The following is a 25,922-nucleotide window of genomic DNA, read 5'->3' as shown; positions in this document are numbered from 1 at the left end:
TTTATGTCACCTTCCTTTCATAATTTTGTTGGATGTAGCGGGAAATCGCCGCCGCAGTCATTTTGGCACAGCCTAAATCCATTTCGCTGAAAGGCTGTTGGTTTTTTGCACATAGTAAAAGACCCAACGTTTCACCAAATTCGTCTTTTTTAGAAATAGGGAAAAAGACTGATATGGGATATTTTCCTGTCATAGTAGGGTATATGCGTTCCTTTTCAGAGAATAATTTCATCTTTCCCTGTTGCAGAAGCCTTTGAATACTTTCTGTTACAGGCATATTAAGTGCTGTATGATAATTCTTGGAAGCAATGATTTTGGAATCATTACATAACAGGATCCGGCAAGGGACATTACTATGTAAAATATCCAGAAAACTGTCTAACCGGATATCCATAGGGATATGGGAGTCGCATTTACGAAGACAGATGTTGCGTGTGTCAGCTTCCAGCATCAATACATCGCCTGTATGAAGCTGTAGGGCTTTTCTTACTTTGGCAGGAATAATGATCCGCCCTTGTTGGTCAATATTTAGTGTTGTGGCATAATCCATAGAAATCTCCTTTCCTTTATAAAAAGAAGCAGTCTTTTCGGCTGCTTCTTTGTTGAAATTCTTTAAGCGACATACATACCATTCAGATATTGTTCTTGTGGTTGTTCTTGCATATAGGAAGACATTTCATGTGGCTGTATATTTTGTGCCATTCGTGCGTCCTGTTGTTTTTTAAATTGTTGTTTGCCGTTTTGAATCAGGAAGGATGCAACGTAGTTTTCCCAATTTACGATATAGGAATCAGCACGTTTTAACAGCATATAAAAATCCATATCTGTCAATTGGATAAAAGCACTTTTTTCAGAGATAAAACTTTGAGCCTGCATATAAGTGCCGCCGTTATGATTCTTTTTCTTGATACCTTTTCCGTTATTAATTTGAATTCTCCATGGGCTGGTCAGTATTTCCTGCTGGTTGTTATATACGTGGCGGGAAATAAAAAACTGTTGTGCAGTAGAATAGCCATTGCCATCCGGCACACCAAATATTTTGCTTTGCGACCATTCAAATTCAGGAAAGCCAGCGGTAACTCTGGACAGCAGAAATTGAATTTGTTCGGGTGCCAGATGAAAACGGGTGATAATATTTTTATCACCGGTACCACTAGAGTAATCCTGTATGGAGATTCCAATAAGGGAGTGAACTTTATGACCATTTTCTTCAAATTCTCCTTTTGCATGAAGCTGTGCATAGCTGTTATAACTTGTGTAGCGGAGACGGTCATACAGTGCAATTAATTTTTTACTGGTCTGTACTTTGCATATCTGATCTGTAATTGAGTTTTGATAATTTTCACTCATGTATGTTTTCCTTCTTTCTATTTCAAATATTGTTTTACAAGCTGTGTCATATTTTTGGGCAAATCTTCTAATTTGGTAATATCTAAAAAACCATCCTGATAGATTCTGCGGATGTTTTCTTTGTCATCACCAATTGCTGCAGCAAAGATCACAATGCCACGTTTACGATATTCATTCTTGATACCACGAAGATCTGCTTCTGCTTCCGTACCACTGTACCCACAATCTGCGGGCTGTCCGTCAGAGATTATGATGAGGAGTTTTTGTGATTCCGGACGCTTTGCCAGGTGTTCCGCAACATAACGAAGTGCAGCTCCATCCCGGTTGCCATTACGGGCAGACATATCCATCAGCCGGTAACGGTCAGAGTCATCCAGAGAATCAAATTCAGCATAGGAATACAAAGCAACCCCCTTAGAATCTGTAGAATGCCCATAAATGGTAATAGGAATTCCCAGGCTCATACAGAAATCATACAGCACGATTGCAGTTTTCCGGGCATGGGTAATACGATCTCCCCAGCCCATAGAACCACTTTCATCAACCAAAAGTCCCACGGAAAGTTTTTGTTCTTCATCCGGAAGCCTGGTTCTGGTAAAGATACCGCCGTCCTTTCGGTGTAAAGCCCGCATATCCAGCCTTTTACCAAATAACAGGTTTTTTTGTTTCCCGCCTTCTGCCTCTTCTTTTAATAAAGGAAGAATGGAACTTTGCAGCCTTTTGGAGGTCCGCAAAAGAGGGGAAACAACTGTTTGATAAGATTTGATAAAAAAGTCGGAAACTGGATTGATGCGGTGGATTGTTACATGGATGCCTGCATGGGCATTTCCGTAATGTATTTCATCCGCCGATTTTTGCAAGTCTTCTGTTAATTCCTGTTCATAATCATTTTGGGCTTTTTCCGTAGCAACATCATTTAGGATGCGTGCAAGATCATTCGCTGCATTTTCATAACCGGAACCGGCATACTGTGATGCGTATGTGATTCCTGGATTATTTCCATCTAATACTGCTGTAGTTTTAGCAAGTTCAATTCTTCCTCCTTCTTCCTGCAGTACCTTTTCTGCCTGGTTGATTGCATCTTGCCTGTAATTTGGATCAAGACCAGATAAGTCACAGGTTATAGGAGTTTTTGATTTTACTGTAGGACCTGGAATGTTTTTAGGGATTCCTCCGTTTTTACCAGTTGGAAGAGGAGATCCGCTACCTGATTCTTTCCGCAGCAGATCCTCCAGAGCATCGCCAACTTGGGTACTATCCTGCTTTTTTAAAGACTCTCTGGTTAACTCTACCATAGGCTGAATATAGTTCCAGCAAAGTACTAAAAGATAGTTGGAAGCACGTAAGCGTTCTTTCCCCTGTGTGGCAATTAAAGCATCGTCAATATAATCCATGCAGTCTGAAAGGGTGTCTGTGTATTCTCCAGAATAATTCGTGCGGTTATTTATATTACCAGTCCGGCAATAAGACAAAATTAAATTGCTCATAATGGAAAACGGCTGATAGCCACAGTCAATTTGTTCCTGTATAGAAGGAATCAATTCAGACATCCGCAGATTATTGATCTGTATTCCCTGCTTAAAAGTTCCGGGATATTCTTCACACATCCGGGCTTCAATGTAGATGTCCTCCAGTATATTATTAAACTGTGCAGCACAGCGGGATAGCGTCAGACACGTTGCGTTATCTTTTTCTTCCATGGCATCTAAGATGTCCTGCAGATTTGCCTTGTATCCAGAAGGCAGATTGTCTGGTGCTTCTGGATAGAAGGAACCATTTTCCATATTGGTCAGATAAAGCTGTAGTGATGCAAAATCAGAGTAACGCAGATGTCCGATTTCATGTCCAGTTAGACCAGTCAGGCTTTGTGACCGCAGAAATCGGGAAGGAAAGCTTTGGGTTATCGAGTTTGCGGCGTTACAGTGAATTCTATAATTATCTGTATAAGCGATGTCTGCATTTTCAGAACTGTCCCATTCCATAAGCACCTGAAGTCCATAGCGAGAACGGCCAGTAGCCGCTTTCGCCAGAGATGTTTGGTATTTTTGGAAAGCCGATGAAAGAAAGAGTTCTTCATCAGTGATTTTTGACTCCGTATCCCGGATCATTCTTTTTAAAGCTTTTTGAGTGTTATTCAATTTTTTCACCTTTCTTTCTTTTTCATATTTTGGGTTAGGAGATCTTCCATTGTACAGCCGTAATACTGGGCTAACCGAAAGACGGCGTAAGCAGATGGAAGCGTATGCCCATTTTCATAGTTCATAATTGTTTTTTCCGGTAGATGCAGAAGTCTTGCTACGGCTTTCTGAGAGAGTTTCGTCTGCTTGGATTTTCTTAAATAAACGAGATTTTCTGCCAGAGTTTTGCGTAGTTCGGCTTCGGTATAAAAGGTGTTCCTCAATAGTGTGTTATGATGCAAGAACTGTATCCAAGCAAGAACCTTCAATTTCGATACGGCTTTCAGAATCGGCAGTGACGGAAGATAAAATGGTATAATGAGCAGCTTCCTGTATATCGCCACATACCATAAAAGACTGAACCCAGGCAATTAATTCCCGGACTCCACAGCAGCCATCTGTTATCAGGTTATCCTGACAATACTGTGCGATGGAACGTACAATCTGTGTCATGGTACGTACTGATTTTTTATCGGAACATCCGGTAATAGCAAGAACACGCTCTACCATGGTCTCTTCATCCGGTTCATCCATATCTATGACCATATTCATCCTTGAAATGACAGACTGGTTCATGGGACGACAGCCGGCATAGTCATGATTAGTTGTGACTACAATGGTAGTATCCGGATGCCGATGGATGACTTCCCCGTTTGGCAGAAATACGCTGTTACAACGGTCCAATAGGGAATTAAGTCCTACCAGTACACCAGGATTGGCAATCACCGTAGGCTCCTGTATTTCTACCAGATAGCCGTTTCGGATGGCTTCAACCAGTGGTGTATCCACATAGCGGAACTGTTGGCTGCTGGAGGTAGCAGCTTGTTTCTGCTTCATTTCCTCAGATATATGATGGATCAATTCTTCATAAACTGTATTTTCTGATACCTTTTCATCATAAGTACCCGTTAATTTTTCATAGGCAGTAGCCGGATCGAGGGTAATGTCTTGAAAAGAGGGCAGTTCCCCTACCAAAGAAAGCTGTTTTTCATCTACATCAGGTAAAATCTGTCCAAGAAGGTCAAAAATTTCTGTATTTGCCGAGCAGGTGATGCATCGGTAAGGCAGGTGAAGTCCTGCAGCAATGGCTTTGGCACCTTCGGTCTTTCCCGTTCCAGCAGGCCCACGGAGCATAAAATTCCTCATAGGCTGCTTGCTGTCAGTTGTTAATTTGGCATGTTCGCATATTCTTTGGATTTCTTTTGGGATTACATACCAATCTTCGAGAATAGGAACGGTTGATTCTTCTTGGGGAGTTAATGTCCGAGAATTGGACAGGATGTATTTATCGACAAAATCTTCTTTGGGAATTGAAACGGCGGAAGCAGTATAGTGATGTCCACCTTTTAATACCTGAAAGGTACCCTGGATAATTTCCGTTGGTGCATAAACACCTTTTTGGATATTCAGTGGTGTAAGTCTTTGGAGCACGCCATTTGCAGGAGTGTCAACTTTGATGTTCCCGATAGGAAGGGAATCACCATAACGGATCCTGCGGTACACGTTATCACAAAGAACCGCAGCCGTTTCTGCAGCTTTGGGCAGGTCAGGAAAACCGTCATCACGGTGTTGCTTTAATTCCTGATATTTTTCATTGAATTCGTCATCTGAAAGGAAAGTAGGCATTAAAGCAAAATAAAGAGCACTTCCGGAATCTTCATCTTTTTTAAACTGATATGGCTCTGGTTTACTGTCCAGATCCAAAGGTTTTTCATACTTTCCGGCTATAAATTTCCCAGTCATACGGTTGTAGACCACTACATGCAGCAACCCGGTACGGCTTGGATATTCTGCGATTGTAAAATTGTTTGCCTGGCTTCCAATGGCTCCGAGTTCTTCCTCTGCTTTTCCAGCAGGTGGATTTTCCAAATTCATATAAGAAAAAACTGCCTGCAAAGTAGCAGAATGGAGAGTAGCCCGTTTTTTAGGCTGATTACAGTATTTGGAAGCGATGTCTTTCATCACTGCACTTTTCCCGGAATAGCTGTCAAATGGAGATGGTAGCGTTCTTTCAAAAGTCCAGTTAGGGACAAAGTTTGTATTTGGCATAGTATTTCCTCCTTTATTCTTTTATCCAGGATAATTCTAGTGCCTGGTCCTTTTCTTTTGCGGTCAATTCATCTTTTTGGAAGATGGAAATGAGAATATCCCAATAGTTTCGTGGCGGGAAATAATCAAAACAATCCTTGATTTCCGCTGTATCACCATTTTGGATGTAAATTTGCCCGTTTTCATTAATATAGAGTTTATGGTGTCCTTTCGCATGGAGCTGTCCGATAAGGTTCTCCAGTTTTTTCTTGCCAATTAAGGAATACCAGGATTCCGGATCAGCAAAAGGAACATCGTCCTCATCGGTAACTGTGACAGTCTTTTTGAGGCTGGCAATGGTCAGCATTTGAAGTTCCAGATATCCGTATTGGTTCATACGTGCTTCCGCAAAGTTGTAGTCCTCCGTATGAAAGGTTCTCAGACGTATGGGATTTCCGCAAAGAAGCTGCTTCATGGATGGCGGCTTCTGGAATTCCCATGTTGCATTTGGAAATGCAGCCTGTAGTTTGTCGGTAATCTGATAGCTGATTTGTCTCCAAAGCAATTCTTCTGTTTCGGAAACTGGCTCAGATGATTTCAAAGAAGACCAAGGGCTTGTTTTGCCCTGGTTCTTGAGTAGGTTTAGAGTCAGTTTATAGATTTTAGGAAGAAGTGTGGAAAGAAATAGCAGCAGGATGCCAAGGATTCCGATACTTGCGACTGCATTACGATTTCCATTTCCTGGTATGAATATAGTTGCAATTAACAAAATTATTGTGAGCATACTTAGAACTTTAAGAAATTTCTTTTGTGTATTCACTTCATTTCCTCCATGTTTGTTTCAATAGAAAAAGGAATTGCAGCAGACCAGTAGATACTGGAAAGTCGCAATTCCTTCATTTTAGGGATCTTTGATAATTTACGGGAATGGAAGCTGCTGTGGTGGTGTATTTTCCGGAATATTGGTAAATCCATCACCAGATACATTGCCAGCCGTAAATCCCTGTGGTGCATAAGCCGATCCCCCTGCCGGAGCATAAGACATCTGTTGTGCGGCCTGTGGCATCATATTGTTATTGACTGGCATTGCGCCAGTAGGCACGGTACCGGAAGGATTCATTCCCGGGTTTCCATTATAAGTAGCACCGTTTGCTGGTACTGGTGGAACATTCGGATTTCCGACCATTGGATTCCCCGGTACAGGTGTTGCTGCATTGGTATCATTACGATTCGCAGGTAAGAACTGCCAGTCCTTTACCATAATTTGCGGCGTGATAGCTGCTTGACCTGCATTATTGCCTTTCTGGTGAATATACGGATGGAGTTCTAAATCTCCGTAGACCATGAGACACGTTGATTTTTTGACACCGGCTTTTATCAGTCGATCTGCAAGAAACTTGTTGCAGTAACACTGATAGAAGATGGGTTCTTCCTTTCCGTTTTGACCTCTCTGGTTGGTAGCAAGCCCCAGACTGATGTATTCAGTTCCGGAGTTCTTTGCTTGTTGCATAACCGGATCGGCAGTTACCCTTCCTGTTACAATGATAATAGATGACATAAAAATTCTCCTTTCTGCCCTTTGGGCGATAAAATAGTGATAAATAAAAAAAGTGCCATTATAGCACCGTATAAAACGGCATTATAATGACACGATTTTCCAACTTAAACTGCATGTGTACTGGAGATAGTATCCAGACACCCTATAAAGGGATAACACAAAACTTAAATACAATATCATAGTAACACAAGATATAGCGAAGGTCAATGATAAAATACCATATATAGTATTTTGCGATTCGAAATAATAATTTTTGTGTCAAAATGCTTGGAAGTGTAGTATTTTATGAGGATAATCCCAAATAGATATAAAATTTTCATAAAACACTACTACCTTTTCAGAGTAGATAAAATGTGGTAGAATGAGGAAAAATTATTAGGAGGATGCATTATGGCAAGACGAAAAAAACTGGAAAACACATGTTTGGAAGAGCAACTGGAGTATGTGGAACAGGAGATTCGTACAAAAGAGTCCGATTTAAAGGAACTGCGTCATAAAGCAAAAGAGATTCAAAAAGAGATAGAAGAGAAGCAGAAAGATGATCTGTTTAAGGCTTTGGTAGCATCTGGGAAAACCATTGATGAGGTTATGAGATTTATAAAGGCAACAGGAGAAGATAAAATCGAATAAAAAAAATGAAAGATGCCGTTGTGGGGGAGTGAATCTGCAACGGTGTTTTTTATGGTCAGCTGAAATACAAATGATTTTCATAGACCACAATCACCGTTACCTTGGAAAGGAATATGTAGTGGTTCGAAGTTGTGTCTTTGCATTTGTAATTCGTAGATTTAATATATACTGCGTGGAAGTTAAGCCATTGTAGTGTCTAAAACTACGGATAACTCAGATGGTGCTTGGACGTATGTGATAGTTAATGAAGTGTTTGTGCCTGAAAAAATTGTTGAGGGTATACCTAGTTGTTTGAAAGTATGAAAAAAGTGAATAGGGTAAAAAATACCGTTACAGATTAATCTTTGTAATGGTATTTTTTGCGTGAATTTATTCTAATGGTGTAATTTATAACCTATTCCCCATACAGTATCGATATAAGGGGCTTGGTTTCCTATATGCTCTAGTTTTTTTCTTAGGTTGCTTATATGGACATTGAGAGTATTATCATCTGAAATATAATCTTTTCCCCAAATAAGTTGATATAAAGATTCCTTTGTAAAAGTCTGTTTTGGATGTTTGATTAGTAGCTGTAAGAGGTTATATTCGGTAGTAGTCAGAGTAAGCTCTGTGTTATTTACAAGTACTTTGTGATCATCCACATTTATGCGAATATCTTTAAAGGAATATTCCGTTTGGGGACTTTCGCTGCAACGGCGCAAAACACTTTCTATTCGTGCGAGAACTTCTTCATGATAAAAAGGTTTAGTTATATAATCATCTGCACCGGATCGGAGAAGGTTTATACGAATCTCAGGCTGATTTTTGGCAGATATAACAATAACTGGAATAGAATTGTTGTGTTTTTTTAGGTGAAATAGTATTTTTTCACCAGGCAAATCGGGAAGCATCAAATCTAATAACATTAAATCATATTTTTTAGAGGAAAGAGCTTCAATTGCTTCTATCCCATTGTGATATGCTGAAACATTGTAATGGTTTCTTTTTAATAATTCTGTAAGAATAAAGCAAATTTCTTTATCATCTTCTACTAATAATATATCAATCATAATAAACTCCTTTGGTAATAGGTATGGTAAAAATACTAACATGATTTGTAATTTCATACAAGTTACTGTTTTAAATAATTTGAAGGTTTCATAGGCGAGTGGGAAAATATAAAGATAAATTTATAATTTTATGGAAATTTAAGAACTGATTTAAGAGAAATGTTAGAATTAGACATTATCATTATCATTATAGGATTTAAGAAACGAGGGAAGTGATTAGAATGAAAGAACCCGAAAAAATATTGGAAGCAAAAGATATTTGTAAAGCATACGGAAAAAATATGGTACTTAATCAGGTAAATCTTACGATAAAAGCGGGCGAGATATATGGACTGGTTGGAGAAAATGGTGCAGGAAAAAGTAGCCTGATGAAAGTTATTACAGGACTAACAAAGCCGACTTCAGGTGAGATAAGTTTATTTGGTAAAAAAAATCTTGAAGATGAAAGAAATAAGATAGGATGTTTAATTGAAAATCCAGCTTTGTATATGGACATGACAGCACGCCAAAATTTGGAAATCCAGCGTACTCAACGAGGAATTCCAGGAAAAAGTAGTATTGATGAAGTTCTGGAAATAATGGATTTAAAGGACGCTGGAAATAAAAGAGTGAAGGCTTTTTCTTTAGGGATGAAACAGCGATTAGGAATTGCAATTGCATTGCTTGGTCGCCCACAGTTGCTAATTTTAGATGAACCAATAAATGGCTTAGATCCAACCAAAATTAAATATGTGCGAGAAGTCTTAAAGAATATGAATGAAGAAGATGGTACAACGATACTTATATCCAGTCATATTTTGCCAGAGTTACATCAACTTGCAACTGTATATGGATTTATACATCATGGAAAAATGTTACAACAGATTACAGATAAAGAATTAGATGAGAAATGTCGTCGTCATGTTCATATCGAAGTAGACAATGTGGAAAAGGCTAGTTGTATTTTAGATGAGAGGTATCCAGAAAGTCAAATAAAAGTTTATTTAAGAAATGTGATTAAGGTATTTGGTTATAATAAAAATATTTCTGATATAACAAAAGAATTAGTATATGGAGGAGTTGGTGTAGAAAAAATAGGATATGAAGGAGAAGACTTAGAAGAGTATTACACAAATCTATTATCGGAGGTGAAATCGAATGAGACAGCTTAAAGCAGAGTACTATAAAATGAAATATTCGCGAGCCTCGAAGTGGGTTTTAGTATTTATGGCATTTATTTTTTTTATACCGTTCGTTGTGGGAAATGATACATTGTTTATGACTTTTGGTGATTATAGAAATATAGATAGCATTGGTTGGATTTGCTACATAGACGACATGAATAATGTAAAAGCTGCAGAAATCGCAAGATTTGCATTATCAATTAATTTTTTTTCTTGGATTGGATTAATTGTCTATATTACGACAATGGTATCTGCAGAATTTCATCAAGGAACAATAAGAGCTTCTGTCGTATATGGGATAAATCGAACCAAATTATTTTTAAGTAAATTACTGGTGATAAATGTTCACTTTTTTATTCTCTATTATATTGTGGAAACTGCATTAGGCTTAGGATTAGCATGGAAGTATGGTTTTCATTATAAAGGTGAGGAATTTTTGATTTTTATCGGAATGGTTACCTTAAATATGATAGCTATGATTGGAATGGAAGCTGTGGCGGTTTTGATTACGGTTTTAGTAAAGAATACAGGAATTGTGGCAGCTTTATCATGTGTATATTTCTTTGCAGGTGCGATTACTTATCCTATGGTATATGAGAATTTTCAAAATCAATCAGTGCTTCTTAAAGCATTTTGTGTTATGAACCCGACCACTTATATGTATAATATTTGTGGATATCGGATGACAAATGGGATTGTTGTTGGAACTATTATGTATGGTATGGGTGCGTGCCTGGTGGGGATAGTTTTAATGCATTTTGCATTGAAACGTCAAGAACTTTAATTTGTGTTTCAAGTAGCTCTTACTACTTTGAAATAAATAAATATTTTACAGGAGGATATTGCAATGAAGTGGATTAACAAAGCATCAGAGGACAAAAGTACAAGAATCTGCTGGGTTTACAATGATAAAGGTTGTGGATCTAAAAAGGCTACATGTGTAATTCGTTACTAAAGATATTTGTAGTCAGTAAAGGAAAATGTGCTCAGCAATATGCTGGGCACATTTTCATTATTGCAAAGAACACTGTGAAAACAAGAGATTAAGAAAAGAGGATATAATAATGAAATTATCAAGATACAATATAGAGAAAAAAGAAGATAAAAGTTGTTTGATTTACAATACGGTCACATCTGCAATACTGGAATTAGATACTGATTATGAAAAATCATATTATGAAATGAAAGAAGGGAAAAAATGTTCAAAGCCTGATTTAGAGTCAGCATTATTAGAGGGTGGTATGCTAGTTGAAGATGATAAAGATGAATTTGCAGAATTGCTTATAAGAAATAAAATAGAAAGGTTTGCGGATTCAAATCTTACATTAACTATTGCCCCAACTATGGCATGTAATTTTTGTTGTCCCTATTGCTATGAAAAAGGGAGAGAATATATTACTATGTCTGAGACTGTTCAGGATCAATTAACATCGCAGCTCAAAGAAAAATATCAGCATATACATGAATTAACGGTATCTTGGTATGGAGGGGAGCCATTATTGGCAATTGAAACTATTGAAAAATTAACCAAAAAGATAAAGTCTGTTTTGCCACTTGGTTGCAAATATAATGCGGATATGGTCACAAATGGTTATAAATTGACTAGAAGAGTAGCTGAAAAATTAAAAGACATGGACATCCACTATATTCAAGTTACTTTAGATGGTTCAAAACAAGCCCATGATAGTAGAAGGATTCTCCATAATCATCAGCCTACCTTCGAACATATATTGGACAATATAAGAGAATGTGCGGATATTTTGAATATTTCGATAAGAATTAATGTTGACAAGACAAATATAAACGAAGCAACAGAAATATTTGATTGGCTAGAAAGATATGGTTTAAAAGGTAGAGTTGGTTATTATTTAGCACCAGTAGATGATATTAATGGAGTATGTAATAATCATATATGTATGGAACGACCACAGTACGCAAAAGAAGAGATTGCGTTTTATAAAGAAGGGATTAAGAGAGGCTTTATGTACCAAGGTGTTAAGCCGAGCAATTATGGTGTATGTGGAGCAATTAGCTTAAATTCATTTGTGATAGGTCCAGATGGAGCGTTGTATAAATGTTGGAATGATATTGGATATAGTGAACGAAGTATCGGTAATTTGGAAAAAGGAATCAAACTTACAAATAAATTTGTAGAATGGCTTTCCTATGATGTCGTAAAGGATCAAGAATGTAAAGATTGTTCATTTTTTCCAGTATGTTATGGTGGGTGTGCTGCTTATAAAAATAAGATTTGTTCTTCAGTAAAATGGAATGCAGAAGAGATGTTGGAGCTGATGAAAGAAATGGCTCAATGAAATAGCAGGGAGAATTGGAATGATAAAATTTTGCAGTAAATATGTTTTTCAATATAAAATAGAATATGGGATATATTTTTTGTTGGGTATTATACTGTGCGGGTTAAATACATTTATACCGGCTGCTATGGGACAATTTATTAATATGTTTAATGTGGAAACAACATATTCAGCAATGTTAAAATTCATATTTTTATTACTGTTATTGTATGTTGGTAAGGAAATTGTCTGCTATGTCAATAAAATACTTTATATAAGGATACAGACTAATGCAGCATTTTCATTAAATTTCGAAATTGTAAATCATTTAAAAAAAGTTTCGCCACTCGTAATTGGCAGAACTGATTTATCGTACTTATCTCAAAGGATAAACAATGATGCGAATGATGTACTTATTTTTTTCATCAGCTCCTTGACTGAATTGATATTTTCAGTTTTTTCAGCGGGTATAATCTTATTTATGATTTGGAAAATGGATTCGATTGCTTTTATAGTTACAATGTTTTTATTAGCACTTTATTTTTTTATATATATTGGCTTCAAAAAGCGTATTTATAATTGCAGTTATGGAATGAAAGAGGAGAAATCCAATTTCTTCTCCAGACTGCAGGAACAATTAGAAAAAATAGAGTTTATAAAAATACATAGTATGGATTCATTTTTTTCAAATAGGTTAGTAGCATCATATCAAAAATTATATCGATCTATATTTAAACAACAAGCGACTATCCAGGCATTTGCAAATCTTGAAGGGATTGTAGGGGCAATATCTGTATGCATTTTACTTTGGATTGGAGGAAAAAAGATACTTACTGGAGATATGCAAATAGGATATTTCTATATGATTTCAGTATATTTTAATATGATTTTGGAATATGGAAAAGAAATAGTGGCATACGGTCAAGAATACCAAGAGGCTTATGTATCCTTTGAACGTATAAAATCTATTTTAGAAATTAAGGAGCAGTCTAAGGGGTGTATAAGACTTAATGAAATCAAACAAATTAGAATTCAGGATTTGAATTTTGCATATGACCAGAAAGAAACCATAAAAAGTTTTTCTACAAACTTAAAAAAGGGGAAAGTTTATGGATTGAAAGGAGAAAACGGATGTGGGAAAAGTACACTTATTAAAATTTTAATGGGTATGTATGTAGATGAATATCAAGGGAATATAATATGGAACGATACAGAAATGAGAAATTTAGATATGGATTATATAAGAGAACATGTAATCAGTGTAACAGAACAGGAGCCGACTTTAATAGCAGATACAATATATAATAATATTGCTTTATATCGAAAGCTTGATGTAAAATGTATACAGAGAGCCGTTGATTGCTTTGGTGATAGTATTTTGAAAAGAGATAATTGGGATTTGCAAATTAATGAAAAGTCAAGTAATATTTCCGGTGGAGAAAAGCAAAAAATTGCAATTATTCGCCAAGTAGTGCAAGACGGTCAGGTAATGATTTTTGATGAGCCTACCTCAGCTATGGATGAGAGTGGAAAAAAACAATTTTTACAGTTGATCGATCAAATTAAAAATCATAAAATAATTATTATTGTTTCACATGATAATGCAATCTTGAATACATGTGATGAGATTCTAATATTATAAGGAGATATGAAGTTTGCTAGTTGTCTTTTTAATAACAGGAGTGTTTATATTATTAGGCATATTATACATTTTTCATCTGAAGAGGGAAATTAGAAGAATTATAGAATGGATAGAACATAATGAGCATATCTACTCGGTCAATGTATTTGATAAAGATATTGAGAACCTTGCACTTAGTATCAACAAGCGAATTAAAGAAGATGAACGAAAAGAACATCAGCTAAAAAAACAGGATAAAAATTTTAAAAAGATGGTAGCAAATTTATCACACGATTTACGTACTCCATTAACTGTTATTATTGGTTACTTGCAGTTAATTAGATTAGAAAAAAATGTGAATGAACCTGTTAATAGCTATATAGAACATATTGAAAAAAAGGCGGATTATTTAAAAAAATTAGTAGACGATTTATATTTATTGTTTTGGAGTGAAGCAATAGAGAGCGAAGTTGATATGAAATCAGTCAATATTACAGAGGTAGTCACTTCTTTGTTAAAGGAATATATTCAAAATTCAAAACGTGCCTCAGAACAATTAGATATTAGACTGCCACATGGAAACATTTGGATACTTGCTCAAGAGAAAATATTAATTAGAATTTTATGTAATTTAATAGATAATGCTTTAAAGTATAGTACTGGTGATATAATGTTTTACATGTGGGGAGAATCCGAGTATTGTCATATACAAATAAGCAATCCTTCTGATTATATTAGTGATGAAGAATTAAAATCTATATTTGATTTGTTTTACACAAAAGATGAAGCAAGGATAAAAAGCAGTGGTATCGGATTGTATGCTACTAGAAAGCTAGTAATACAAATAAGTGGTGATATTCAAGTGAATTATGAAGCGGGAATTTTCACTGTCAGTATAAAGTTGCCCTTAATATGAAAAAATTGGTCACAGTAGAAAAATAAAAGATATTGTTACTGCATTTTGAAACCCTGAAAGTGAAAGCACTGTCCATTTTTTGAAGAGTCTTCTGGAATACAATAGATTATTATTCCCTGCGATTGCTGTTATGCTGTCATCCTTGAGACAGAATACGTGGTAGTTCGGAGTGGTTTTTGTCATTTCACTGGGACGGCAGAAGGAAAACTTATAAAGCATAATAGAAGTGGGTATGTGAAAGTGGCATATCCACTTCTATTGTATTTAGAGAAGAAATCTAAGAGTTCTTCGGGGAAACATCTTCATTTAGGGATAATTCCTCATACGCAAGTAAATCTGGAGTAACCTTTTCTTCACCCGAAAGGTTTGCTACATTCCGGAAATATAGGCGATAATAATGTCCAGATAAAAGGCGGATATTTTTATCGAATGTAAAGTGATATTCTTTCTGGTCAGTGGAACGGAAAATAATTTTCTGTTTCTTGGTAAGTGGGCTGACTTCACGTTTTGTACAGGTTCCAGTTAATTCGGTATAGTCATGCATCTTGATGGTATGTAGCAGACTCACAATTCGTATGGCAGTTCCAACACCGATGCAAAGACTCATAAGGAGAAATATCTGGTCGTCTGTTATAAATCCGTAAATACATCCAAATAGGACACAGAAAAAGCCGATTGCCCCATGGACAATCAGCTTATTAAGAAATGGTTTTGGCATAATTTGCTCCTTCCTATAATTTTTCAAATGCAATCTGTTTATTGAGGTACAAATTACTGATGGCTTCCAGTACAGGATAACCGGCATGGGTGAATTGGATATCCTGTGCCAGGGTACGGAATGTTGCATCCGAGGTTTCATAGAGCTGCGTCAAAAGTTGCTCTGTATTTTGTGGATGGATGCCCTGTTCTACACAGGTTACAAGCTCTGCCGTAGAAATCTGTACTTTTTTTGCTATTTGGAGTACCGTGTCCTCTATAGCAGTCCGTGCCGGCTTTTTTAGATAATGGATCAGTTCCTTTGTGTGCAGTTTTTTCTTCATGCAGAGATAGATGCAGGTAAAAAGCCGTACTGAAAAACTGTCCTGCAATGGGCTGATATAAAGTTCTCCTAAGAGGCGGTACAGGGCATCCACACCAGTTAAACCATCCCCTTTTACAACCAGTCCTCGAAGCAGCAGCCGATTCAGGTAAGGTTCAATGGGGATATTTTCCGAACGGTGATGTTTTTTCAAGCGTTCGGAAAAAGCAGACTGCAATTCATGGATCTGTCGGATTTGAAATGCGAGGCTGCTCCACAGAAAGAATTCTTCTTCTGTCAGTCCGTATTCCTGCCGGTTATTGATAACAGTCGGTGTTTTATGTTCCTTTATGGAATCCTGGAATCGTAGGATTCCGACTGCAGTATAAAGTGTCAGCATAATCGTTCTCCCTTCAAGATAAAAGAGTATATAATTTGGTATCCTGCTGTAAGTATTTCCGGGCTTTGCTTTGCCATGCCCGGACATGATTCATTGGGACACCATAATGTTTGGAAATTTCTTGGTTGGTATATCCTTTTTGCTGCAGGAGCAGGGCATGTATTCCTTTTCTTAGTGTATTGCAGCTTCTCGCTTCTAAGGACTGCAGGTGCTTATAAATGGGTTCCTGGTTCATACATTGTTCCTGCCATAGTTCGGTTTTTTGGTCTACAAGCAGGGGTTCCATGTCAAATTCGGAAGATGCATACATGGAACAGGTGTATTTTCGTTCTTTTTGCAGTTTTCTCCAATAACTGTAAATGGCATTTCGTATGGCAACTCTGGCGTAAACTGCAAAGGGACGGGTGTTGTCATAGTTCATGGCGGCTTTGCATAAAGCTAAGTTTCCGGCTTGCAGAAGGTCTTGCTGCTCATCGTATGAGACATAAGCACAACGAGTAGTCAATTTTTTTACCATTTCAGGTACCAAATATAAGTACTCCTCTGTCAATCGGCGTTCATCATCTGTCATCGGGATGATCATACATATCCCCCCTTTCAACCAATGGCCCTGAGAGGGATATGGTTATTCTCCAGAATCTTCATGGATTCCAGAATTAGTTGATCACACATATAAGTGCTAAATTCTCCGATGTGTGCTTCCTTGGCAGTCAGACAGAATTTATCAGCAATCCAGCGGTAAGCCTCCGATTTCGTAAAGATGTGGTTTAGCCATATCTGGTCAAACACCCGGTGTGCTTGGATCCTTTTTTGCCGAAGCTCTTTGTTTGCCAGTTTTCCTTTGGCATTGGTAGTGCCAGGATGAACTCCTACATAAGAATTACACTGTGGGAAGTGACTGCACACATAGAGTTTTCCATCTTTCGCTTTATTTCCATATACATAGGACGCATCCCTTAAAATTGCGATGCTGCCGCAGTATGGGCAGCGGATTTGTTTCTGTTTCATAAAGATTCACCTCGCTTACGTGTTTTATACGTATATTGTAAGAAAGCAGGTGATGAATTCCCATAGGATGGGCATAGAAACTACTCCCAGATTCGGACTAAATGGCACAAAATGGCAGAAAATCTAAGAATAGAACAGTGCCTTGATAAGCGGAAAGAAACCGCTGTCTGCAAAACGTGAGTAATTTACTGGTGTAAAGATGAACCCTGCACAGAAAATCCGGATGACATAAACAGAAATCAGAGCTATACATAGCCGATACAGATTTCTGGTGCGTTTGTTCCAGGGCTTTCTCGGACGAAACTTCAAGTACAGGATTAAAAGTGCAGGAATAAAAATAAAGTTCGTAAATATTGTATCGATTCCTTGAATCATAGCAGTGAAATTCAACATAAAATCGCCTCCTTTCTTATCCTGTACGCAGAAAGTGCCAAAAGTGCAACCTTTTACCAGTGATAATGAGATGCTTCCTGGTGCCGCAGTAAAGCAAAACAAGGACATGGCTTATCGGTCAATGCTTCTTTTGCAAAGTAGAGTCCATATAAAGACTGAAATTGTTCCAGTGTTATGGCGGATAGACATTCCGTTGGTTCCGGTATGCGGGAGAAGAGCATACGGGCATCTGCCATGGGCAGGACACATGGACTGCCGTTTTCATCTGGATGATATAAGAAGTGTGGGCCATTACAATAACCTGGGGTTTTACAGGAAACACAGCGAACATAAATACAGGAATGCCAATTTCCATCACAAATATCTAAAAAATGCCGGATGTGTTTGGCATCGGCATTACAACGAGATTGTTCCATATTCATCACCTTTATAGCAGGCAGCCGTAATAAGCTGCCTGTGAGCATATCTATTGATAGTTACTTATCTTTTTTCCGCTTACGGATATATAAGATACCAAATCCTGCAGCAAAGAGGAGTGCGGCACCTGCCAGTAAAAGATAAGGAAGAACGGTTGTTTCATCTCCGGTCTTGACTGGTTTGGAAGGTTCAGGTGTGTCTTTTGGAGCTTCCGTAAGTTTTATCGTCTGTCCTTTATCGTCCAGATCCTCATGGGAAGCAATTTCAAGTGCTGTTTCTCCTTCAAGGGAAAAAAGTTTTTCAAAAACGACTACATCATGTCCAGCCAATGTGCTTCCATCAAAAGTGAAGATGACTTCGACAGAACCATTGGAATCCTTTGGTGTAAATTCTGTTTCTGCCGTGACAGGTTTTCCATCAATCATAACTTCCTTTTGGGTTGTTTTGTCCATCAGTGTGCCGACCAGTTTGTATGGAGTATCCGGAATCAGATTTTGGTAGGATACGGTGTCAATGATGGTTACTTCTTTCGTAGCAACGGCTTCCTGATCCCCATCCGCTTTGTCCTTCGCAGTAGTTCCAATTCCTGGGAAGTAGATAGACTGTTCATGGTCTTCTATATCGGCGTGAACAGCAATCTCTTTTTCCTGATACGTTAAAGACTCAAAGACAACAATTGTTTTGCCGGACAGGATGCTGCCATCAAATGTAAAGGTAAGTTCAATACTGCCAGAGGCATCTTCAGGAGTAAAGGTCGTAGTGGCAGTAATCGGTTTACCATCTGCCTGAAGAGGCTCTTTTGTCTCTTTGTCCATCAAGATACCGGTAAGTGCATACTCTTTTCCTGGAATTAGGTTACTATATTTAACCGTGTCAACGATGGTAATCTCTTTATCGGTTTTGGTAAAATGATCTCCGTCTGCTTTATCTTTTGCAGTAGTAGCGATTTCTGGGAAGTAGATGGTCTGCCCATTATCTTCAAGATCTGCGTGTGTTGCAAATTCTTTGCCGTCATAAGTAGCAGATTCAAAAACAACTACGGTTTTTCCGGCAAGGGAGGTCCCATCAAAAGAAAAAATCACATCTACCGTTCCAGAGGATTCTTTAGGAGTAAATGTGGTTTCGGCAGTAACCTCTTTCTTATCTATTTCGACAGGTTTTCCGGTTTCTTTATCCATAAGGGTTCCAGTCATAACATATTCTTCGCCGGGCAGAAGATTTTTGTAAGCTACCGTATCTACAAGGGTAACTTCTTTATCTGCTTGGGAAAGATTCATATCTGTTTCCTTATCTTTTGCAGTGGTCCCGATTTCTGGGAAATAGATAGTCTGATCCTGATCTGTAATGTCCGCATGAACAGCCAGTTTTAAATCCTCCTGGTACAGTTCCTCAAATACTACGATTGTTTTGCCCTTCAGAGAAGAGGCATTGAACGTAAAGGTCACTTTTGCAGAACCAGAAGATTTTTTTGGTTTGAAGGTGGTTTCTGCTGTGACAGGTTTTCCATCTATTTCAATTGGCTTTCCGGATTCCTGATCCATCAGTGTACCGATGAGCTTATAAGACTGTCCCTTCTTTAAGCCTTCGTATTCTACGGTATCAACCAGAGTGATTTTTTCTTCTGGTTTGGCAAAGTGGGAGTTGCTGTCTTTGTCAAGGGCAGTAGTTCCAATGGTAATCTGATCATCCGTTAAAGTTCCCATATCCACGACTACGTGATTTTTGTATACAGAGACCTCAATTTTTAAGAGGTTCATACCTTCATTGGAATCGCAGCGTTGTTCTTCCAAAATATAGGTATCATAAATCAGGGCTCCTTTGGCATCATCAGGTTTAGAAGCGCCAAACCAGATTCCGTCTTCAGAAGTTTCCCCACGATTGGTATTTGTAGTGTGCTTATTCCATTCTGAGGAAGTACTGGCATAGCCATTTTTGTCTGTTACAATGGTATGACTTTCTCCTGTAGTTTTGGAGGTAATGGAAAATGGGACATTTGCCAGCCGGTTTAAATCTCCGTCAGAGACCTTTACGAATTCTAAATCGCCACGGATTACCTGATTGGAAATCGCTGTTTCTTTTGCAGTTAAATCCAAAATTTTCCCATTTTCTGTGATATGAAACTCCTGAGAGAGTTTGCCCTCGTTCAAATAACCTTCCGGTGCTTTTGTCTCATCAACCCGGTAATGACCATAAGGGAGCGTATCTTTTTTGGTGGAAGCAAGCCCCTTTTCATCTGTCTTCAAAGTGAGAACTACTTGATCTTTTTCGTAAAGGGTTCCATCCACAAGAACAGGATTTGGACCAAGATTGGTGATTGTAAATTCTGCATCCTTTAAAGAAGCATTTCCCTGTGGTTTGGCTTCTCCTGTTTCCAGATCCCGTTTTTGGATTTTGACACCGCCACGGATAATCTGGTTAGAAACAGAAGTCTCTTCTGTTGTTAAATCTACGATTTCTCCATTTTGGGTGATGTCAAATTCAAGAGCCTTTGCACCATCGGTTAGGTATCCGGAAGGCGCTTTGGTTTCTTCTATCCGGTAATGTCCAAGGGGCAGGGCATCAGCGGCACTTGCAGCAATACCATGTGTATCCGATTTGATTGTAAGCACTGCCTGACCATTTTCATAGAGCTTTCCACCTACCCATACTGGCTGTTTGTTCAGAGTGGTAATGGTAAATTCGGCATCTGCAAGAGATGCGGTTCCTTGTGCTTGTGTTCCCTGAGTTTCCAGATCCCGCTTCTGAATTTTGACGCCGCCTCGGAAGACCTGTTCTTCGACAGAAGAAGCGTTATAAATAGAGATAGTTTCTTCCGTACCGGTACTGGTGATTTGCTGCACGAAAACAGATTCGTTTGGAAGATAGCCGGCAGGGGCTTTGGTTTCCTGTACGGTTACTGTACCCAGTGGGAAGCAGACGGTCTTTCCATCACTGGCATAGAAAAATTCATCCCCGGATACCAAATAATCTTTTGTAAAATGGATTTCTCCAGAGGCATCTGTTTTCAATATCCAGGTGCGAACCGGTTTCTTACCATTTGCTCCGGGATCGGTAGCTGACTGCTCTGTATAGAATTTTATTGTAAATTCGGCATTGGCGAGAGAGCCGGTTCCCTGTGCAGAATTTTGCTGTGTGTCAGCATCCAGCTTTTTAAGGAGCAGTTTTACGGGATTATTTTGAGGAATATCCTTTACTTTTACGGTAGATGTTCCTTCTGCTTTTACCGTAACATTATGGGCGGAAGTATCTATAGCAAATCCTTCTGGGGCACTGATTTCTTTAACGGTGTAACTTCCTTCTGCCAGTTCTTTGGATTTTGCATATCCTTTTTTATCGGTAACAAGAGTTTCTACCAGTTCTTCCCCTTTGTAGATTCCGTATTTGGCTCCTTCTAAAGAGTAATTGCCATTTTTATCGGAAATATCGGTATTGGCAGAGGATTTCTGCAGTTCGATAAAGCCGTTTGGAACCTGATACCAGCTTCCTGCAAAAGTTTGGGAAGCATCGCCAGGAACGATAAAAGCACGGAAGGATTCTGGTGGGGCAGGAAGCCCTTCAATGGCGTTGGCAACTTCCAATGCTTTGTCAATATAATTTTGAGGTGCGCCATGGAAGGCACCGGTGTCCCCGTTATTTCCAGCGTGGATATAGGAAACGACCAGATGACCAATGACATAAGAGTTGTCATCGGACCATCCTTGGAAATATTGATCTTTTATGAGCTTTTCGTAGCCGTATCCACCATTGACATAGTAGAGTGCTTTTCTAAGTGGGGAATCCTTTCCTAAAAGATTATAAGGATATTGTCCGGAAGCAGGTGTTTTCTTTAATGGTTCAACGCAATAAGCCGTATTATTACCATCAAAACTCATGCGGGAAGTATAATAGTCCCCGTATGGAATTTTGGCTCCTGCCGTATAATCAATGGTTCCATCTGCAGCATAAGCGGTATGGGCATTGAAAAAGAGTGTGCTAAGAAACATCGTGACACAAAGAAAAAGGGCGGTTAGCCGGATATGAGGTTGTTTTGCTGGTTTTAACATAAATCTCCTCCTTTGTTAAAAAGAAAAGCAGCCATATTCGGGCTGCAGGTAACATTAACCGACTTTTTTATCCTGGCGTTTCAAGATTTCCAGGAGTTCCTGTCGGTCTGTGGTAATTAATTCTTTTTCCAGGTTGGAAGCTTTAAATTCCACAGTGATATTATTGTTGTTTGTTGAAATCAGTCCGTTTCCACGTTGGAAATGGGTGATATTCATAACTTCGGTTTCGGAAAGACGAAGAATGGTTTTTACACGTTGTGCCTCTTCATCTTCCATGTTAAGAATAATTTTGGTTTTACAGTTATTGATAATGCCTTTTCCATATTTTCCGTCATCCAGAGCAAAAAAGTCATTAAGGTCTTGGGTTGCAAAAATACCGGCACCAGAGTATGCCCGGATGATCTTGGCAATCTCCAAAACGAATTCAGCGGCCAGGCGGTTACTGGAGGCACCGATGAGCTGCCATACTTCATCTACGAAAATGGCTTTTTCTTCGGTACGGTTTTCTTTGGCTTTATCCCATACATAGTCCAGAGCAACAAACATCCCTACCGTTAAGAGATCACTGGAGCCAGTCAGCTCTGAAATGTCCAAAACGGTATATTTATTGGTCAGATCTACATTGGTCTGCTGGTTAAAAGAGGAAGCAGAGCCATGGACAAGACGGTTCAGGATGTGAGCCAGCCGTTTGGTATCTTCAGTTTCCATCAAAACATCATATACATCTCCAAGAATTGGCATCGCTTTATAATGATCCGGGTGTTTGGGATCAATGAGGGATTCATTCTTATGGGTGATTCCCTTTCTTGCATAGGTTTTAATCAGTGCTTCGTCCAAAAGCTGTTTTTCCTCATGGCTCATATCTGGAATGAGCAGAGAAAAGAAAACGTGCAGACGTTGAATCTTACTGGCTAAGGCAGATGCGTCTAAAGTTGGACCGTCCAGCAGCTCATTGACAGAGTTATCTACTTTTCGGATTTCCATGACATTGATGCAGTTTTGGCTGGCAGGAGAAATCTGGATAAAGGTTCCTCCTACATTTCTGGCAGCCCGATAAAACTCATGACCTTTTAACGGTGCGATGATAAATACCTGGATTCCTTTACGCCGCATACGAAGTGCCATAGTCTGCATGGTAAAGGTTTTTCCGGATCCAGAAGTGCCAAGAATCGCAATATTGGAGTTTTTATATTGTTTGGAGTCAAAAATATCAGCAATCACTAAAGAGTTGTTATGCTTATTTACTCCAAATAGGATGCCGTTGTCATCGCAAATGCTGTAGCTGACGAAAGGATAGCAACTGGCAGCTCCGGTGGTTAAGACATTTCGTTTTGAGAGTTCATAGAGTTTTTTATCCAGGTTTACAAGAGGAAGGGAAGATAAAAATCCCTGTTCTTGCAGGAAGTGACAAGACCGCAGATCCATATCCTGTGAGATGAGAAGTTTTTTCATCTCCTGAATCCGCCATTGCAGTTCTTCCAGATCACCTGCCGTAATTGTAATCAAAAGATTCATGTAATAGAAATCTTCATTATTAGCAAGTCCCTGTTTGAGGAAATAGCCGGAACGGATGGCAGAATCCAGATCATCAAAATCCGCATTGGTATCAGAGGCATCTTTGATCTTTGAACGGTTGATCCTGATTTGCTGTCCAAGACGTTGCTGGATCTTATCTTTGGGCTGTTTATACAGAAAAAAGTCAATGTCAATTCCTTCGCCAGCATTGATAAGCAGGGACAGCCAACCTGGCATTACTTTTGCTTTGTAACCATCGCACGGCACCAGCAGGTAAGAATGGTAGATGCCATTTACCAGCACATAGTTGCTGTGTTTAAAGTCCAAAGACTCTGGTGCAATGAATTCATTGATATGGATGTTATCCACTTCCTGCTCACGACCAGATTCCATATAGCGGGTAAGTACCTGGTTAATCCGTTTTGGCAAAGGTGTTTCGGTACATTTGGTACGGTTCAGTAAAGTGTAGAGTACATCGGTTGTAAACTCATCTTCATTGTCATGAACCAGCACATCGTTGCCGCATTGATATAGAAAGGTTTTTGCGGTCTGTGCAGCAGTTTCCAAAGCTGCCAGGATTTCCTTTTCCTCCACCTTCCGATTCACATTGAAAGGTTCGTATTCAAAGATTAGGAAAAAACGTCTGGAAACCGCTTCTCTGGAACTTAACTGCCGGACAAATTGGATATAGTCTTTTTGTAACTGCCGGCAGTTAGGATCTGATTCCCGTTCCATTTCCAAACGGGACTGTTCCAGATGTTTGTTGATATCCGCTTTTTTGGAGATCATCTTAATCTGCAGTTTCACAGGACTGATTTTTAGGTAGGAGATGAAGCTGAAAATGATCCCCTGTTGTTCCCTGGCACTGCGTAAGAGAAAATTGATCGGTTCAATCTCCAGGATTTTTACATAACGATGGTCTGTCGTGTAGATAACACCATTGGCAATCTTATCAATAGGAAGATAATCTTCCAAGGTGATTTCTTTTCGCTTTTTCTTTTTGCTTTTCCCGGAAGCAGGAGGCTGGTTGGAAGCTTTATTCGCAGTTCTTTCTTTTTTTCGTTCCTCCGAAAGTTGCTGCTTTATCTGTTGTTTTTCAAGTTTTGCCTGCCTTTTCGCACTTTTACGTGCAGCGGTTTGTTCTTTTTTTAATTGTCGGGACTCATATTTAAGAATCCGGATGTCTTCACGAGCCTGTTTGCGTATTCCACGTTTTGTAGAAGTGTCAAACTGCCGGCGTTCTTTTTTTTTAATAGCAGAGGATTCTTTTGTCTCCTCTTCGGAAGACATCTGTGAGCAGTTCTTTTCAGAAGAAGATTCTGCAGGTTGTTTTGGATGCCGTTTGCGTTTCTTGGTTTTTGGTTCTTTGTTGCGGGGCTTTTTTATCCGGTACTTTTTTTTCGGCTCCGGATGTACATCCATACGGTAAATAACCCGGCGGTTTTTCAGAAAACGCAGAGCGTTCATTAAAAACGCAGTAATGCTTTCTCCACCGATTCCAATTAGAGAAATCATAGCTGCAGGCAGAGCAGTCATACAGAGAATAATAATCCTGACAGTGAGTGTCAGAGGCAGATTGATAACAGGAATGGTGATCAGGATTGCCAGGACACCGCCTTCGATGGCATTACGGATTTTAAACATTCCGCCCATAAAGGTCCCTTTTTCTATAAAATTGCGAGGGATGAAGACAGGATGTTGTTCTTCAGTATTGTTCATGGCTGCACCTCCTTTGGTTCTTCCATGGAAGGAGTTTCAGGAACTTCTGTGACAGGGGCAGCTTTTTCCGAATTCACGGAGGTATCGTCATAACCTCCTTCTTGCAACTGTTCAATTTCCTCTGTTGTGATGGAAGGAAGTTTGTCATCTGTCGGACGTTCATAGATGATTTCTTTTCCAGAATCAGGGGTACGTTCCTCACCGAAAAAGAATCTTCCAGTAGGGGAAGTGTAGTACACAGGAAGAACGGACTTATCCGGAAGCTGGAACAAAAAATTAATATCAGAAGCATTGGGATAGGTAGTATCATCAGCAAGGAAACGGATGGAAGTTAGAGACATCTGTTTTACGTTTTTAAGATAGGAGGTCAGTTCTTCCTGAAAAAGTTTCACCTGTTCCTTGGAGAAAAAGTATTCCAAAGCTTCAAAATCCTGAAAGCTTATGGATTCGTTATTTTCTGCTTGTTCTGTCTCGGTATTTTCATTATTATCGTGTTGAGTATTTTCTGTCTCGGATTTTTTGTTTCCTTTTTGGGATTTCCAGATGGAGGGAAAGACAAATCCGATGATAATTAAAAAGGCCATCATAAAGATAGCCAGAATTACTTTTTTTCTGTTCATAAG

Annotated in this window: 21 protein-coding genes; 6 read left to right on the top strand and 15 right to left on the bottom strand. The window is 38.8% G+C overall.

What is annotated here, in order from left to right; genetic code table 11:
- Position 1: 1 nt before the first annotated feature.
- The 7 genes from WKT11_RS07480 to WKT11_RS07450 all read right to left on the bottom strand — a co-directional run bounded on the left by WKT11_RS07480 (position 2) and on the right by WKT11_RS07450 (position 7,113).
- Positions 2-550 (bottom strand): AbrB/MazE/SpoVT family DNA-binding domain-containing protein, encoded by a 549-nt coding sequence (locus tag WKT11_RS07480; protein ID WP_055151554.1) that lies wholly within the window; start codon positions 548-550, stop codon positions 2-4.
- Between the two features lie 62 nt (positions 551-612).
- A complete protein-coding gene (locus WKT11_RS07475) occupies positions 613-1,350 on the bottom strand; it encodes a hypothetical protein (RefSeq protein WP_054337547.1) in 738 nt (245 codons plus the stop codon).
- A gap of 17 nt (positions 1,351-1,367) precedes the next feature.
- Positions 1,368-3,497, bottom strand: a complete 2,130-nt coding sequence (locus WKT11_RS07470) for a vWA domain-containing protein (protein WP_118064352.1) — start codon at positions 3,495-3,497, stop codon at positions 1,368-1,370.
- Positions 3,494-3,871 carry a helix-turn-helix domain-containing protein gene (locus WKT11_RS07465; protein WP_225084396.1) on the bottom strand — a complete coding sequence of 126 codons (378 nt, stop codon included), beginning with the start codon at positions 3,869-3,871 and terminating at the stop codon, positions 3,494-3,496. Before WKT11_RS07465 ends, WKT11_RS07470 begins: the two co-directional genes overlap by 4 nt.
- Positions 3,759-5,576 carry an AAA family ATPase gene (locus tag WKT11_RS07460; protein WP_118064354.1) on the bottom strand — a complete coding sequence of 606 codons (1,818 nt, stop codon included), beginning with the start codon at positions 5,574-5,576 and terminating at the stop codon, positions 3,759-3,761. The genes WKT11_RS07465 and WKT11_RS07460 overlap by 113 nt, the downstream gene beginning before the upstream one ends.
- A gap of 13 nt (positions 5,577-5,589) precedes the next feature.
- Positions 5,590-6,375, bottom strand: a complete 786-nt coding sequence (locus tag WKT11_RS07455) for a hypothetical protein (protein ID WP_055151549.1) — start codon at positions 6,373-6,375, stop codon at positions 5,590-5,592.
- 99 nt (positions 6,376-6,474) lie between these two features.
- Positions 6,475-7,113: a single-stranded DNA-binding protein gene (locus tag WKT11_RS07450; RefSeq protein WP_054337550.1), complete on the bottom strand. Its 639-nt coding sequence runs from the start codon at positions 7,111-7,113 to the stop codon at positions 6,475-6,477.
- A gap of 390 nt (positions 7,114-7,503) precedes the next feature.
- Between WKT11_RS07450 and WKT11_RS07445 the strand changes: the two genes are divergently transcribed.
- Complete coding sequence (locus WKT11_RS07445) at positions 7,504-7,743, top strand: flagellar export protein FliJ (protein WP_118064356.1); 240 nt, start codon at positions 7,504-7,506, stop codon at positions 7,741-7,743.
- A gap of 374 nt (positions 7,744-8,117) precedes the next feature.
- Here WKT11_RS07445 and WKT11_RS07440 read toward each other — a convergent pair whose 3' ends face one another.
- On the bottom strand, positions 8,118-8,792 hold the full coding sequence (locus WKT11_RS07440; protein ID WP_243003948.1) for a response regulator transcription factor: 675 nt from the start codon (positions 8,790-8,792) through the stop codon (positions 8,118-8,120).
- Between the two features lie 221 nt (positions 8,793-9,013).
- Here WKT11_RS07440 and WKT11_RS07435 point away from each other — a divergent pair, with 221 nt between their 5' ends.
- The 5 genes from WKT11_RS07435 (at position 9,014) to WKT11_RS07415 (ending at position 14,786) form a co-directional block, all read left to right on the top strand.
- Positions 9,014-9,943, top strand: a complete 930-nt coding sequence (locus tag WKT11_RS07435; protein WP_015526838.1) for an ABC transporter ATP-binding protein — start codon at positions 9,014-9,016, stop codon at positions 9,941-9,943.
- Positions 9,930-10,739, top strand: a complete 810-nt coding sequence (locus tag WKT11_RS07430) for an ABC transporter permease subunit (protein ID WP_054337552.1) — start codon at positions 9,930-9,932, stop codon at positions 10,737-10,739. Before WKT11_RS07435 ends, WKT11_RS07430 begins: the two co-directional genes overlap by 14 nt.
- Positions 10,740-11,019: 280 nt before the next feature.
- Positions 11,020-12,270 (top strand): radical SAM/SPASM domain-containing protein, encoded by a 1,251-nt coding sequence (locus WKT11_RS07425; protein WP_025580532.1) that lies wholly within the window; start codon positions 11,020-11,022, stop codon positions 12,268-12,270.
- A 19-nt stretch (positions 12,271-12,289) separates the two neighbouring features.
- The gene (locus tag WKT11_RS07420; protein WP_117457428.1) at positions 12,290-13,891 is read left to right on the top strand and encodes an ATP-binding cassette domain-containing protein; all 1,602 of its coding nucleotides are present in this window, start codon (positions 12,290-12,292) and stop codon (positions 13,889-13,891) included.
- A 13-nt stretch (positions 13,892-13,904) separates the two neighbouring features.
- A complete protein-coding gene (locus WKT11_RS07415) occupies positions 13,905-14,786 on the top strand; it encodes a sensor histidine kinase (RefSeq protein ID WP_227190351.1) in 882 nt (293 codons plus the stop codon).
- 277 nt (positions 14,787-15,063) lie between these two features.
- On the opposite strand, the gene WKT11_RS07410 is transcribed toward WKT11_RS07415, so the two are convergent.
- The 7 genes from WKT11_RS07410 to WKT11_RS07380 all read right to left on the bottom strand — a co-directional run bounded on the left by WKT11_RS07410 (position 15,064) and on the right by WKT11_RS07380 (position 25,919).
- Entirely contained in the window at positions 15,064-15,504 is a 441-nt protein-coding gene (locus WKT11_RS07410) for a hypothetical protein (RefSeq protein ID WP_025580278.1), read from the bottom strand.
- 13 nt (positions 15,505-15,517) lie between these two features.
- A complete protein-coding gene (locus WKT11_RS07405) occupies positions 15,518-16,204 on the bottom strand; it encodes a hypothetical protein (RefSeq protein WP_004223695.1) in 687 nt (228 codons plus the stop codon).
- Positions 16,205-16,217: 13 nt separating this feature from the next.
- On the bottom strand, positions 16,218-16,775 hold the full coding sequence (locus tag WKT11_RS07400; protein WP_226824570.1) for a sigma-70 family RNA polymerase sigma factor: 558 nt from the start codon (positions 16,773-16,775) through the stop codon (positions 16,218-16,220).
- Between the two features lie 26 nt (positions 16,776-16,801).
- On the bottom strand, positions 16,802-17,212 hold the full coding sequence (locus WKT11_RS07395) for a zinc-finger-containing protein (protein WP_004223692.1): 411 nt from the start codon (positions 17,210-17,212) through the stop codon (positions 16,802-16,804).
- A gap of 869 nt (positions 17,213-18,081) precedes the next feature.
- Positions 18,082-22,065, bottom strand: coding sequence for a VaFE repeat-containing surface-anchored protein (locus WKT11_RS07390; protein WP_118064635.1), 3,984 nt, complete (start codon positions 22,063-22,065; stop codon positions 18,082-18,084).
- 54 nt (positions 22,066-22,119) lie between these two features.
- On the bottom strand, positions 22,120-25,299 hold the full coding sequence (locus WKT11_RS07385) for a TraG/VirB4 family ATPase (RefSeq protein WP_138270784.1): 3,180 nt from the start codon (positions 25,297-25,299) through the stop codon (positions 22,120-22,122).
- Positions 25,296-25,919 carry a DUF5038 domain-containing protein gene (locus WKT11_RS07380; protein ID WP_118064631.1) on the bottom strand — a complete coding sequence of 208 codons (624 nt, stop codon included), beginning with the start codon at positions 25,917-25,919 and terminating at the stop codon, positions 25,296-25,298. Before WKT11_RS07380 ends, WKT11_RS07385 begins: the two co-directional genes overlap by 4 nt.
- Positions 25,920-25,922: the final 3 nt, after the last annotated feature.

Source organism: Blautia sp. HCN-1074, assembly GCF_037890165.1.
Lineage (GTDB): Bacteria > Bacillota > Clostridia > Lachnospirales > Lachnospiraceae > Blautia_A.
This window is presented reverse-complemented; position numbering and strand designations above follow the sequence as displayed.

Excerpts from the sequence above, each read along its gene's own strand:
- WKT11_RS07480 (WP_055151554.1), bottom strand. The coding sequence starts at position 550 with ATGGATTATGCCACAACACTAAATATTGACCAACAAGGGCGGATCATT.
- WKT11_RS07475 (WP_054337547.1), bottom strand. The coding sequence starts at position 1,350 with ATGAGTGAAAATTATCAAAACTCAATTACAGATCAGATATGCAAAGTA.
- WKT11_RS07460 (WP_118064354.1), bottom strand. The coding sequence starts at position 5,576 with ATGCCAAATACAAACTTTGTCCCTAACTGGACTTTTGAAAGAACGCTA.
- WKT11_RS07450 (WP_054337550.1), bottom strand. The coding sequence starts at position 7,113 with ATGTCATCTATTATCATTGTAACAGGAAGGGTAACTGCCGATCCGGTT.
- WKT11_RS07445 (WP_118064356.1), top strand. The coding sequence starts at position 7,504 with ATGGCAAGACGAAAAAAACTGGAAAACACATGTTTGGAAGAGCAACTG.
- WKT11_RS07440 (WP_243003948.1), bottom strand. The coding sequence starts at position 8,792 with ATGATTGATATATTATTAGTAGAAGATGATAAAGAAATTTGCTTTATT.
- WKT11_RS07435 (WP_015526838.1), top strand. The coding sequence starts at position 9,014 with ATGAAAGAACCCGAAAAAATATTGGAAGCAAAAGATATTTGTAAAGCA.
- WKT11_RS07430 (WP_054337552.1), top strand. The coding sequence starts at position 9,930 with ATGAGACAGCTTAAAGCAGAGTACTATAAAATGAAATATTCGCGAGCC.
- WKT11_RS07425 (WP_025580532.1), top strand. The coding sequence starts at position 11,020 with ATGAAATTATCAAGATACAATATAGAGAAAAAAGAAGATAAAAGTTGT.
- WKT11_RS07420 (WP_117457428.1), top strand. The coding sequence starts at position 12,290 with ATGATAAAATTTTGCAGTAAATATGTTTTTCAATATAAAATAGAATAT.
- WKT11_RS07410 (WP_025580278.1), bottom strand. The coding sequence starts at position 15,504 with ATGCCAAAACCATTTCTTAATAAGCTGATTGTCCATGGGGCAATCGGC.
- WKT11_RS07405 (WP_004223695.1), bottom strand. The coding sequence starts at position 16,204 with ATGCTGACACTTTATACTGCAGTCGGAATCCTACGATTCCAGGATTCC.
- WKT11_RS07400 (WP_226824570.1), bottom strand. The coding sequence starts at position 16,775 with ATGACAGATGATGAACGCCGATTGACAGAGGAGTACTTATATTTGGTA.
- WKT11_RS07395 (WP_004223692.1), bottom strand. The coding sequence starts at position 17,212 with ATGAAACAGAAACAAATCCGCTGCCCATACTGCGGCAGCATCGCAATT.
- WKT11_RS07390 (WP_118064635.1), bottom strand. The coding sequence starts at position 22,065 with ATGTTAAAACCAGCAAAACAACCTCATATCCGGCTAACCGCCCTTTTT.
- WKT11_RS07385 (WP_138270784.1), bottom strand. The coding sequence starts at position 25,299 with ATGAACAATACTGAAGAACAACATCCTGTCTTCATCCCTCGCAATTTT.
- WKT11_RS07380 (WP_118064631.1), bottom strand. The coding sequence starts at position 25,919 with ATGAACAGAAAAAAAGTAATTCTGGCTATCTTTATGATGGCCTTTTTA.